Below are 11381 nucleotides of genomic sequence, written 5' to 3'. Positions count from 1 at the left end.
CAGGGCGCGTGCTCACTTCCGCGGTCGCGGTGAGGGCTTGAACGCGGCCGGTGCGGCCTTCCGCGTGCGGCGCGGGATCGCGGCGACCATGACCACCCCGATCAGCAGCAACGCCGTCCCGCTCCAGAACAGCGGCACGGTGGCGTACGCGGCGCTGGTCTGCGCGAGCTTCTTCGGCACACCGGGCGCCTCGCCGCCGGCGGGCGGCTGGGTCGAGGTGCTCCCGCACTCCACGCCGTTCTCCGGCGCGTAGGCCCGCGCCACCTGCTCGCCGAGGGTCAGCTGCGCCAGCGACGACGGCAGCGCGCCACCGGCCTCCCCGAGCGACTGCTTCAGCGCCTTGGTCGGCAGCACCTGGAGGTCCAGCAGCCGGGCCGCGGCGCCGAGCTGGAAGCCCTTGAACGGGTCGGTCATGTCGAGCTTCTTGTCGTCGAGCTGCGCGATGCCCAGCCGCAGCACGCCGAGGTCGAGCACCTTGCCCGCGGTGTCGCCGACCGGCTGCACGCCCTTGGTCAGCGTGGACACCAGCCCGCCGACCACCGGCACGCTCTCCACCGGGCCGAACTGCTGGGTCAGCGCCTCCAGCGGCAGGCCGATCGGGAGGTCCTTGGTCGGGTTGGCCGCGTCGAGGGTGAACAGCACCTTGCCCTGGCGCTCCACGGTGAGCACCGGCGCGGTGTACTCCACCTTCGAGGTCTCGCGCTTGCCGGTCGAGGTGACCCGCAGCGTCGGCTGGCTGGCCACCTTGATGGTCAGCTCCAGCGGGGTGCCCTTGAGCAGGTTGATGTTGGCCGCCTGCATGGTCGAGGTGGACTCGACCGCCTTGTTCTTCGAGCCCGGCATGTCCACCAGCCGCACGGTGGACCGCGCGGACAGCGTGTTCGGCAGGCTCAGCAGCGCGTTGGTGCCGTCGGCGTTGGTCTGCCCGCCGCCGGAGAGCAGCCCGCCGAGCGCCTGCAGGCCCTTGCCCGGTTCGAAGCCCTCCGCGAGCTTGGCGCCGTCGGGCAGCTTCAGGTCGGGCAGGCCGACGCTGGGCAGGGACGGGATCACGTTCAGCACGGACAGGCTGGCCACCTCGGTGGCCGCGTCCGCGATGGTGCCGACGCACGGGCCCTTGGTGGCGCTCCAGCGCGCGTGCGCGCTGCCGTTGAGCAGGCCGACGTTGAGGAGCGGGTTCTTCGGGGCGTTGAAGCCGCCGGTGCGGGGTTCCGGGTTGTCCGGGAGCGCGGTCTGGACCAGCGTGCCGGGCGCCTGCGGCGAGTTGCCCGCGATTGAGATGCCGAACGGCGACGACTGCGCGACCGACCGCTCGTAGGACAGGTAGGACTCGGAGTTCGCCTGCGCGCTGGCCAGCCCCATGCCGGCTTCGAGCGCCGCCTGCTTGGGCAGTTGCTCGCCGACGCCGGGCAGGATGGCGTTGGTCGTCACCGCGTTCGGCAGCAGGCGCAGCACGCCCAGCCCGGTGCCGGCGTCGCCGACCGCGTGGCCGAGCGGTGCCGGGTTCGGCGGCTGTGTGATCGGCGCCTGGCCTGGGTCGTTCGGCTGGGGGATCGGCGTGGTGGGGATGGTGGTCTGGGCCATGGCGGGCACGGCGGACAGGACGAGCACCGCTGCCGTCAGGGGCAGGGCGAGCGTCCGGGGCAGACTCGACCGCATCGGCGGGGTCCTCCTGAGCTGGGCAGGCGCTGGTGCCCGGGATAACGACGGCGGGGTGGTGAAGTGACGCCGGAGGTTACCGTTACACTGGGAACCGGTCCTGCCGCCTTAGCTCAGTCGGCCAGAGCGATTCACTCGTAATGAATAGGTCAGGGGTTCGATTCCCCTAGGCGGCTCCACCGTTGACCAGGGTCTTTCCGGAATCCGGAGAGGCCCTGGTTGCGTTCGCGCTCCTTTCCGCGCCCGCCTGAGGTTCACCCGATCGAGGGGGCGAAGTCAACCGTCTTCCGTAGGTGCCAGGACTTGGTTAATCACTGGCAATCTCATCCGGGCTACGGGTAGTTACGGCCTTTTGATCCGTAGCGCTACGGATTGTGCCGACCCCCCAGGGTGAGCAAGGTGGGTCGACAGGCCCCGTTCCGGGCTTGACGACGAGGAGAGCAGATGCGCAAGAGAAGAAGCGTGGCAGCCGCCCTGTCGGCGGCCGCACTGATCGCGGCAGCGGTTGCGGCGAGCCCCTCGGTGGGCGCGGCACCGGACACCGCCGCGGCCGAAGCCGCGACGCAGATGGACTTCTACGAGGTACTCGGCACGAACTCCCCGCAACTGCGGACGAAGGTCTCCGCCACCGGCGTGGACGTGGTCACCGCGGGCGAGACCACCACCATCATCGGCACCGGCGCCGACGCGCAGCAGTTGCGCGGGCTCGGCTTCAAGGTCGAGAAGCGGCCAGGGTTCGAGCAGTACCGGGCCAACCGCAGCGCCGACGTGACCACCGCGGCCGCCGACTTCCCGGCGGGCGACGAGAAGTACCACACCTACGCCGAGGTGGTCTCGGAACTGCAGCAGACGGTCACCGACCACGCGAGCCTGGCGAAGGTGTCCAGCATCGGCACCTCGTACCAGGGACGCACCCTGCCGGTGATCAAGATCAGCGACAACGTCGGCAGCGACGAGGCCGAGCCCGAGGTGCTGTTCACCTGCAACCAGCACGCGCGCGAGCACCTCACCACGGAGATGTGCCTGCACATCGTCAAGCGGTTCACCGACAACTACGCCACCGACACCAACGTCAAGAACATGGTGGACAGCAAGGAGATCTGGGTCGTCCCGACGGTGAACCCGGACGGCTCCGAGTACGACATCGCCGGCGGCAGCTACAAGATGTGGCGCAAGAACCGCCAGGGCCAGGGCACCGACCCGAACCGCAACTGGGGTCACAAGTGGGGCTGCTGCGGTGGTTCCTCGGGCAGCCCGTCCAGCGAGACCTACCGCGGCACGGCGGCGTTCTCCGCGCCGGAGGTCAAGGCCGTGGCGGACTTCGTCGGCACCCGCCGGGTCGGTGGGGTGCAGCAGATCAAGTCGCACATCGACTTCCACACCTATTCGGAGCTGGTCCTGTGGCCGTTCGGCTACACCTACGCCGACACCGCGCCGGGCATGACCGCGGCCGAGGCGCAGAAGTTCAAGAGCCTCGGCCAGCAGATGGCCGCGACGAACGGGTACACCCCGCAGCAGGCGAGCGACCTGTACATCACCGACGGCTCGGTGGACGACTGGATGTGGTACGCCCACAAGATCCTGAGCTACACCTTCGAGATGTACCCGAAGGGCTCGAACCCGGGGTTCTACCCGCCCGACGAGGTGATCCCGGCGCAGACCGCCCGCAACGACAAGGCCGTTGACATCCTGATCAACGCCTCGGTCTGATCGCACATATGGTGGGGCTCATGCCGCTGTTCTCCTTCGAGGGCGTGAGCCCCACCGTGCACCCCGACGCCTGGATCGCCCCCACCGCCACGTTGATCGGCGCGGTGACCGTCGAGAAGGACGTGTCGATCTGGTACGGCGCGGTCATCCGCGCCGACTTCGGGAAGATCATCATCCGCGAGGGCGCCAACATCCAGGACAACTCCGTCGTGCACGTCAACGACGGCGTGTGCGAGATCGGCCGCAACGTCACCGTCGGGCACATGTGCCTCGTCCACGACTGCACGGTCGGCGAGCAGGCGCTGATCGGCAACGGCGCGACCATTCTCGACCAGTCCCAGATCGGCGAGCGCGCGCTGATCGCGGCGGGTTCCACCGTCACGCCGAACACCGTGGTCCCGCCCGAGGTGATCGCGATGGGCAGCCCGGCGAAGAAGTTCGTGCCGCTCTCGGACTCCGCGCGCGGCTGGGTCGAGTACAACGCCGAGATCTACCGGCAGCTGGCCCGCCGCCACGCCGACGGGATCGAGCCCGTCGAGGGTTGACCCTCCAGTGACCGGAGCCCTTAGCGTCCGGTGAATGGCACCGAAGAAACTCCAGTTCAGCACCACTTTGCAGCTCCCGGCCGGTGAGGCGCCGGTGGTCGACCTCGGCAAGATGCTCGGGCAGACCGGCGTCAACCTGGTCGAGGTCAAGCGCGCCTACGACGCGGCCACCGCGGCCCAGCGCGGCGACGTGGTGCCGGTGGTGGTCTCGGTGTTCGACGACCGCTCGTTCGAACTGGTCTACAAGACCCCGCCGACCGCCTTCCTGATCCGGAAAGCACTGGGCGGCAAGGGTTCCGCGCGACCGGGGCACGAGACCGCCGGAATCCTGAGCCACCAGCAGGCGAAGGAGATCGCGCTGCGCAAGCTCCCGGACCTCAACACCGGTGACGTGGCGGCGGCGATCCGCACGATCGCCGGCACCGCGCGGTCCATGGGGGTGAAGGTCGAGGAATTCCCTTCGCGGTGATGTCGAACGGGGGCCAGGCTGTTCGTAGCCATGGTGAGAGACCACCCCACGCGAGGAGCGCACCATGACCGCGACCTACACCTTCGACGTCTTCTCCAGCCTCGACGGCTTCGGGGCCAACACCGGCAGCTGGGGCGGTTACTGGGGCAAGCAGGGCCCCGAGCTGCTCGACCACCGCCTCGGCCTGTACCGCGAGGAGCAGCGCATGGTCTTCGGGGCCACCACGTTCCGGTCGACCGCGCGGATGCTGGCTGACGGCGAGGAGACCATGGACCCCTGGGTCGAGCGGATGCGCGACCTGCCGGCCACGGTGGTGTCGAACACGCTTCGGGAGACCTTCGACTGGCCGGACGCGACCATCGCGCGCGGTGACGCGGTCGAGATCGTCACCCGGCTCAAGGAGGAGTCCGACGTGCCGTTGCGCTCGCACGGCAGCCTGTCGCTGAACCGGGTGCTGATGGCCGCCGGGCTGGTCGACCGCGTCCAGGTGACCATCTTCCCGGCGCTGACCGGCCGGAGCGGGGTGGACCCGGTCTTCGAGCGGGCCGCGGACTTCGACCTCGACCTGCTGGAGAGCCGGACGCTGGACGGCCGCACCCAGGAACTGGTCTACCGGCCGGTGCTGCGCCGCTGAGATAGAGTTCGCGGCGCAGCAGCGACTGGCGCCTTGAGGTGGAGCACCACCGGGAAGCGAAACGTGAAGGCCCGCACCGCGCGCCTGGGTCGGGTCGAGCACCGTCTGGAGAGACCATGACGCACCAGCCCGCCCTGCCCACGCTCGCCGCCGCGGATCCCGAGATCGCCGGTCTGGTCGAGGCCGAGGCCCGCCGCCAGCACGAGAAGATCCGCCTGATCGCCTCGGAGAACTACGTCTCGCAGGCGGTGCTCGAAGCCACCGGCACCGTGCTGACCAACAAGTACTCCGAGGGCTACGCCGGCAAGCGCTACTACGAGGGCCAGCAGAACGTCGACCCGGTGGAGTTGCTGGCGATCGAGCGGGCGAAGGCGCTGTTCGGCGTGGACCACGCGAACGTGCAGCCCTACTCCGGTTCCCCGGCGAACCTGGCCGCCTACCTCGCCTTCGCCTCGCCCGGCGACACCGTGCTCGGCATGGCGCTGCCCGACGGCGGCCACCTGACCCACGGCTGGAGCGTGTCCGCCACCGGCAAGTGGTTCAACGCGGTGCGCTACGGCGTGCGCAAGGAGACCGGCCGGGTGGACCTCGACCAGGTGCGCGAGCTGGCGCGGGAGCACCGGCCGAAGCTGATCTTCTGCGGTGGCACGGCGATCCCGCGCACGATCGACTTCCCGGCGTTCGCCGAGATCGCGCGCGAGGTGGACGCGGTGCTGGTCGCCGACATCGCGCACATCGCCGGGCTGGTGGCCGGTGGTGCGCACCCGTCGCCGGTCGGCCACGCGCAGGTGATCACCACGACCACGCACAAGACGCTGCGCGGCCCGCGCGGCGCGATGATCCTGTCCGACGCCGACCACGCGAAGGCCGTGGACAAGGCGGTGTTCCCCGGTCTGCAGGGCGGCCCGCACAACCACACCACGGCGGCGATCGCGGTGGCGCTGGGCGAGGCCTCGACGCCGGAGTTCGGTGCGTACGCGCACGCGATCGTGGACAACGCCAAGGCGCTCGCCGAAGCGCTGGTGGAGCGCGGCTACGACCTGGTGTCCGGCGGCACCGACAACCACCTGCTGCTGGTGGACCTGACGAACAAGAAGATCGGCGGCAAGCCGGCCGCGCAGGCGCTGGACCGGGCGGGCGTCGAACTGAACTACAACACGGTGCCGTTCGACCCGCGCAAGCCGTTCGACCCGTCGGGCATCCGGCTGGGCACCGGCGCGATCACCACCCGCGGCCTGCGGCCGGAGCACCAGGTGCGGGTGGCCGAGTGGATCGACCGCACCATCACCGCGGCGGCCGCCGATGAACCGTCTACTGTGGATTCAGTCGCCGCGGAAATCCGCGAATTCCTCGCGGACTACCCGATTCCGGGTTACACCGCCTGAGCCTTCACCTCGCCGCCGCGATCACCCACCCGCGGCGGCGAGGGTGGCCCACTCACCATCTCGCTCCTCGTCCGGAGCCGGCGCGCCGGGTGCCCATCCTTTCGGCCAGATGTGGAGAGCGTCGTCCGCTGCCTTGACCTTCGCGTCGTTGAAGTCGGGATGTTGGGCGAATGCCGTGTTGCTGAACCCGGCGCCATTCACGAACGCTGCGTAGTCAAACCAGGCCCCATCCTCGAAGACCGCATCGTGGAAATCGGCTAGGAAGACGAACTCCGCCTTGCTGAAGCTAGCCGTTCCCTCGAACGTTGCTTCGACGAAGTAACTGCTCTCGTTGAATCTGGTGCCGCCGAAGCTGGTGTCCCCGCGAAACTTGGTGCGGTAGAAGTCGGCTAGCCTGAGAAATTTCGCTTCCTGGAAGAACGCTAGGTGAGTGAACTCGGCCTCATCGATATCGGCGTCGCTGGTGAAGGTCGTCTCTCTGAAGTGGGCGTCGCCGAGGAACTTCGCGCGAGTAAATTTGGTCGAGGGGTGCACGCGCCGCTCTGCGAGATCGAAGTTGATGAGGGTGGCGCCCGTGAGGTCCACGTCGATGTCGTTCCCCCAGTACGCCGGGTCCGGGTCACTGCCCAGTTCCGGGACGTTGTGAGCGTGCTCTCGCAGGAGGCGCTGGATGGTCAACCGAACCTCGCGCTCCCGCAGCCGCGTATCGAGATCAGCGCCGGCCTCCTCGGGATCCAGGTAGGGCATGCGCAGGTAAGCGCACAGCACGCTCACCACCGGCCGTCGCTGGTCGTGGTGTTCTTGGGCCAGTCGCTCCAGCGCGTACAGCCCGCCCAACCGGACGGCGGCCCGCTCGTGGCCGAGTTGCTCTACTGCCTTGGTGTACTGCTCGGTCACCTGACGCGCCCTGGCGTCCTGTTCGGCGTGGAGCTGCGTGCGGTCGCGCTGGGCCAGTTCGGTGTGGCGGACGCGCAACTCCTCTTCCTGGGTCCGCTGCCGCCGCGCTGCCAAGTACAGGGCGAACACCCCGCCACCGGCGACCACGATCGACGCCGCGATCTTCACCGCGTCCAGCTGAGCCGTGGCCCGGTCCTTCGAGTTGGCCATGGCCAGGCCGTCGATCCACCGCCACAACCACAACAACACCACCGCGGCGACCGCGAGCACCAGAACGGTGGCCAGCGGCACCAGCCAAACCGGGAGCGGCGCGCGTGACTTTCTGTCGTTCATGGTCGATCAGTCGCGGACTCGCGCCTGAAGGTCACATCGTTCACTCAGCCGCGGCGGCCGTTTTCATTCGCCTGCCGCGGCGAGGATCCGGTCCACCAGGCCGGGGAAGCGCTGGTCCAGTTCGGCCAGGCGCAGCGTGTTCATCCGCTGCCGCCCCACGTCCTCCTGCCGGATCAGGCCCGCCTTCCGCAGGCTCCGGAAGTGGTGGCTCAGCGTCGACGGCGCCACCTTCAGCCCGAACGTGCCGCACGCCCGGTCGCCGTCCTCCAGCAGCATGCGCACGATCCGGCGCCGCGTGGGGTCGGCGAGGGCTTGCAGCACGTCGTCCAGCACCACCTCGTCGATCTCCGGGTGGGTGAGCGGCGTCCAGCGTCCGAGCGGCAAGCGGGCTCCTTCTTTTCGACGGTTCACGAAGACTCTACCGGCGCCGTGTTCTATTCGAGAGGTCTCGAAAAGACGACAGGAGGCGTCATGCGATCCACGATCAAGCTGTTCGTTCTCGCCACCCTCGCCACCGCCGCGGGCAGTCTTCTGCCCGCGGAAGCCGCTCAGCCGAAGTTCCCGCACCCGACCCCCGGCGGGCCCGCGCCCGTCGCCGAGCCCGACGTCGCGGGTCCGGAGAACATCGACCACCTCGACGTCACCGTGCGCCCCGACGGTGGCACGCGCGACGGGATCGAGATCTTCTACGACCGCACCAGCCACACCGCGAGCGGCGAGAAGCCCGCCGCGATGCGCCAGTTCGTGTTCCTCTTCGACAAGTCCATCCGGTTCACCCCGGAGGCGTTCCCGACCTGCGACCGCGCCACCTTCGAGGCCGGCGGGCCGGCCGCCTGCCCGCCGGGTTCGAAGGTCGGCTCCGGCCAGGCCGACCTGTACCCGTCGACCGTCGCCGAGGTCGCCGTGTTCAACACGAAGTACGCCAACGGCCGGCGCGGCGTGCTGATCACCGTGCCCGCGGGCGGGCTGGTGCTGGAGAACACCTTCGAGCCGGTGGTCGGGAAGTACCGCGCCGACTACCGCTGGGGCTCCGACGAACTGGCCAACCCGTCCACCGTGCCTCCGCAGGACCGGGCCGCGACCACGCGCTTCCAGGTGTCCTTCGGCGCGACGATCACGGAGGGTGGTCGCACGCACAGCTTTGCCGAAACCAGCGCGAAACCGGGCAAACCGCTTGATTTCGGGCTGTGGAGCCACTTTGTCACCGGGCAGGTGGCGCTGCCGGAGGATCGGACGATCCGCCCCTGGTGACGGAGCGCACAGAAATTTAGTTGCACGCTACAACAGGATCTCGGAATACTTGCGTCAGGCATGTAGTTGAATGATGCAAGCAAGTAGGCCCGCTGGGGGCACGATCCGAGGAGCGAGACATGGCCGATTCCGTCGAAGAAACCGGGCCCGGGGCTCGGGGAGGGCTGTCGCACCGGCAGATCCTCACCGTGCTCTCCGGGCTGATGATGGGCATGTTCCTCGCCGCGCTCGACCAGACGATCGTGTCCTCGGCGATGAAAACCATCGCCGACGAACTGCACGGGCAGACCCTGCAGGCGTGGGCGACCACCGCCTACCTGATCACCGCGACCATCTCCACCCCGCTCTACGGCAAGCTGTCCGACCTCTACGGCCGCAAGCCGATGTACCTGACCGCGATCTCGCTGTTCCTGGTCGGCTCGCTGGCCAGCGGCATGGCGGGCTCGATGTACGAACTCGCCGCCTTCCGCGCGTTCCAGGGCCTGGGCGCCGGTGGCCTGATGTCGCTGGCGCTGGCCATCGTCGCCGACATCACCGCACCGCGGGAACGCGGTCGCTACCAGGGTTACTTCATGGCGGTGTTCGGCATCTCCAGCGTGCTCGGGCCGGTGGTCGGCGGGGCCTTCGCCGGCCTGGACTCGTTCGCCGGGCTGGCCGGGTGGCGCTGGGTGTTCCTGATCAACGTGCCGGTGGCGCTGATCGCGCTGGTGGTGGTCACCAAGGTGCTGAACATCCCGCACACCCGGGTCGAGCAGCGCGTCGACTACCTCGGCGCGGCCACGCTGACCGTCGGGCTGGTGCCGTTGCTGATCGTCGCCGAGCAGGGCCGCGAGTGGGGCTGGGGCTCGGCCACCTCGGTGCTGATGTACCTGGTCGGCGTCGCCGGGCTGGTCGCGTTCGTGTGGAACGAACGCCGGATGGGGGACGCGGCGCTGCTGCCGCTGCGGTTGTTCCGGCGCTCGGCGTTCGCGCTGAGCACGGTGGTCACCTTCGTGCAGGGCGCCGGGATGTTCGGCGCGATGATGTCGCTGCCGCTGTACCTGCAGATCGTCAAGGGCGCGACGCCCACCGAAGCCGGGCTGCAGCTGCTGCCGCTGACCGCCGGGATCATGGTGGCGAGCCTGCTCTCCGGCCGGATCGTGGCCTCGACCGGGCGCTACAAGATCTTCGGCGTGCTCGGCCTCGGGCTGATGTCGGTGGCGATGTTCCTGTTCAGCACGATCGGCGTGGACACCCCGCTGGCGATCGTGATGGCGATGGCGTTCCTGATGGGTCTTGGCCTCGGCGGGGCCTTCCAGACCCTGCAGCTGGCCGCGCAGAACGACGTCGCGCCGTCGGACCTGGGCGTGGCGACCTCGTCGACCACGTTCTTCCGGCAGATCGGCGGGACGGCCGGGACCGCGGTGTTCCTGTCGATCCTGTTCGGGTCGGTGGGGGACCGGATCGTGGCGGCGGTGGCCCAGGTGATGTCGAGCCCGGCCTATGCGGCGGCGCTGGCCAACCCGGCGAACGCGGAGTTCGCGGCGAAGCTGTCGAGCGGGCAGCTGGACCTGAACGACACGTCGTTCCTGAATGGACTGGACCCGGTGCTCGCGCGGCCGATCCTCGAAGGCTTCTCCAGCGCGATGAGCACGGTCTTCGTGGTCGGCGGGGTCCTGCTGGCGGCCGGGTTCGCGCTGCTGTGGTTCCTGCGGGAGACGCCGCTGGCCGACAAGTCGGCGCTGGAGCTGCGGCAGGAAGAGGAAGAGTCGCGGCCGGTGCCCGCACTGGCCCACTGACGGAAAGCGGGGCGCCACCGTTGTCGGTGACGCCCCGCTTCCGGGTGGTACTAGTGCTGCTCGCCGCCCTCGGCTTCGAGCTTGGCGAGGTGGTCCTTCTCGCGCTCGTAGGAGCGCTGGATCTCCGCCTCGGCCTCGACGCGGCCGGCCCAGGTCGAGCCCTCGACGCTCTTGGCCGGTTCGAGGTCCTTGTAGACCTGGAAGAAGTGCTCGATCTCCAGCTTGTGGAACTCGTTCAGGTGGTGGATGTCCCGCAGGTGCTCCAGGCGCGGGTCGTCCGACGGGACCGCGAGGACCTTGTCGTCCGGGCCCTTCTCGTCGGTCATCCGGAACATGCCGATCGCGCGGCAGCGGATCAGGCAGCCGGGGAAGGTCGGTTCCTGCACGAGCACCAGCACGTCCAGGGGGTCGCCGTCCTGGCCCAGGGTGTCGTCGATGAAGCCGTAGTCGGCCGGGTACTGGGTGGCCGTGAACAGGGTGCGGTCCAGCTTGATGCGCCCGGTCTTGTGGTCCACCTCGTACTTGTTGCGCTCCCCCTTGGGGATTTCGATCGTGACGTCGAACTCCACGCCGATCCTCGCTGATCTTGTTTGGGCAAGCCCGAGCAAAGGCGGGCGGCTCACCGGTTCGTTGGCTTGACACCACTAGTGTGGACCACGCGTGACCACGGACCCGCACCGATGGGTTCTTGGTGTGAGCTGGGGGACACCGGAGGAGGGGTGC

General features: G+C 69.0%; 11 protein-coding genes and 1 tRNA gene. 8 read left to right on the top strand and 4 right to left on the bottom strand.

Features of this window, described 5'->3' with window-relative positions; translation table 11 throughout:
• Positions 1 to 12 precede the first annotated feature (12 nt).
• The gene (locus JYK18_RS09400) at positions 13 to 1656 is read right to left on the bottom strand and encodes a hypothetical protein (RefSeq protein ID WP_206801714.1); all 1644 of its coding nucleotides are present in this window, start codon (positions 1654 to 1656) and stop codon (positions 13 to 15) included.
• A 102-nt stretch (positions 1657 to 1758) separates the two neighbouring features.
• Between JYK18_RS09400 and JYK18_RS09395 the strand changes: the two genes are divergently transcribed.
• The 6 genes from JYK18_RS09395 to glyA all read left to right on the top strand — a co-directional run bounded on the left by JYK18_RS09395 (position 1759) and on the right by glyA (position 6399).
• Positions 1759 to 1835 (top strand) — tRNA-Thr (locus JYK18_RS09395).
• Positions 1836 to 2100: 265 nt separating this feature from the next.
• The gene (locus JYK18_RS09390; protein ID WP_206801713.1) at positions 2101 to 3366 is read left to right on the top strand and encodes a M14 family metallopeptidase; all 1266 of its coding nucleotides are present in this window, start codon (positions 2101 to 2103) and stop codon (positions 3364 to 3366) included.
• Between the two features lie 20 nt (positions 3367 to 3386).
• Positions 3387 to 3911, top strand: a complete 525-nt coding sequence (locus tag JYK18_RS09385; RefSeq protein ID WP_206801712.1) for a gamma carbonic anhydrase family protein — start codon at positions 3387 to 3389, stop codon at positions 3909 to 3911.
• Positions 3912 to 3945: 34 nt separating this feature from the next.
• A complete protein-coding gene (locus JYK18_RS09380; protein WP_206801711.1) occupies positions 3946 to 4380 on the top strand; it encodes an uL11 family ribosomal protein in 435 nt (144 codons plus the stop codon).
• Positions 4381 to 4444: 64 nt separating this feature from the next.
• On the top strand, positions 4445 to 5014 hold the full coding sequence (locus tag JYK18_RS09375) for a dihydrofolate reductase family protein (protein ID WP_206801710.1): 570 nt from the start codon (positions 4445 to 4447) through the stop codon (positions 5012 to 5014).
• A 116-nt stretch (positions 5015 to 5130) separates the two neighbouring features.
• Entirely contained in the window at positions 5131 to 6399 is a 1269-nt protein-coding gene (gene glyA, locus JYK18_RS09370) for a serine hydroxymethyltransferase (RefSeq protein WP_206801709.1), read from the top strand.
• Positions 6400 to 6420: 21 nt separating this feature from the next.
• On the opposite strand, the gene JYK18_RS09365 is transcribed toward glyA, so the two are convergent.
• Together JYK18_RS09365 and JYK18_RS09360 are read right to left on the bottom strand one after the other, a co-directional pair.
• Positions 6421 to 7629, bottom strand: coding sequence for a pentapeptide repeat-containing protein (locus JYK18_RS09365; RefSeq protein ID WP_206801708.1), 1209 nt, complete (start codon positions 7627 to 7629; stop codon positions 6421 to 6423).
• Positions 7630 to 7692: 63 nt separating this feature from the next.
• A complete protein-coding gene (locus JYK18_RS09360; protein ID WP_206801707.1) occupies positions 7693 to 8013 on the bottom strand; it encodes a helix-turn-helix transcriptional regulator in 321 nt (106 codons plus the stop codon).
• An 87-nt stretch (positions 8014 to 8100) separates the two neighbouring features.
• Between JYK18_RS09360 and JYK18_RS09355 the strand changes: the two genes are divergently transcribed.
• Together JYK18_RS09355 and JYK18_RS09350 are read left to right on the top strand one after the other, a co-directional pair.
• Positions 8101 to 8880, top strand: coding sequence for a hypothetical protein (locus tag JYK18_RS09355; protein WP_206801706.1), 780 nt, complete (start codon positions 8101 to 8103; stop codon positions 8878 to 8880).
• A 119-nt stretch (positions 8881 to 8999) separates the two neighbouring features.
• A complete protein-coding gene (locus tag JYK18_RS09350) occupies positions 9000 to 10658 on the top strand; it encodes an MDR family MFS transporter (protein ID WP_206801705.1) in 1659 nt (552 codons plus the stop codon).
• A 50-nt stretch (positions 10659 to 10708) separates the two neighbouring features.
• On the opposite strand, the gene JYK18_RS09345 is transcribed toward JYK18_RS09350, so the two are convergent.
• Complete coding sequence (locus JYK18_RS09345) at positions 10709 to 11227, bottom strand: inorganic diphosphatase (RefSeq protein WP_206801704.1); 519 nt, start codon at positions 11225 to 11227, stop codon at positions 10709 to 10711.
• Positions 11228 to 11381 lie beyond the last annotated feature (154 nt).

The organism is Amycolatopsis sp. 195334CR, assembly GCF_017309385.1.
Classification (GTDB): domain Bacteria; phylum Actinomycetota; class Actinomycetes; order Mycobacteriales; family Pseudonocardiaceae; genus Amycolatopsis.
This window is presented reverse-complemented; position numbering and strand designations above follow the sequence as displayed.

Coding starts and splice junctions, on each gene's coding strand:
- JYK18_RS09400 (WP_206801714.1), bottom strand. CDS start 1,656: ATGCGGTCGAGTCTGCCCCGGACGCTCGCCCTGCCCCTGACGGCAGCG.
- JYK18_RS09390 (WP_206801713.1), top strand. CDS start 2,101: ATGCGCAAGAGAAGAAGCGTGGCAGCCGCCCTGTCGGCGGCCGCACTG.
- JYK18_RS09385 (WP_206801712.1), top strand. CDS start 3,387: ATGCCGCTGTTCTCCTTCGAGGGCGTGAGCCCCACCGTGCACCCCGAC.
- JYK18_RS09380 (WP_206801711.1), top strand. CDS start 3,946: ATGGCACCGAAGAAACTCCAGTTCAGCACCACTTTGCAGCTCCCGGCC.
- JYK18_RS09375 (WP_206801710.1), top strand. CDS start 4,445: ATGACCGCGACCTACACCTTCGACGTCTTCTCCAGCCTCGACGGCTTC.
- glyA (WP_206801709.1), top strand. CDS start 5,131: ATGACGCACCAGCCCGCCCTGCCCACGCTCGCCGCCGCGGATCCCGAG.
- JYK18_RS09365 (WP_206801708.1), bottom strand. CDS start 7,629: ATGAACGACAGAAAGTCACGCGCGCCGCTCCCGGTTTGGCTGGTGCCG.
- JYK18_RS09355 (WP_206801706.1), top strand. CDS start 8,101: ATGCGATCCACGATCAAGCTGTTCGTTCTCGCCACCCTCGCCACCGCC.
- JYK18_RS09350 (WP_206801705.1), top strand. CDS start 9,000: ATGGCCGATTCCGTCGAAGAAACCGGGCCCGGGGCTCGGGGAGGGCTG.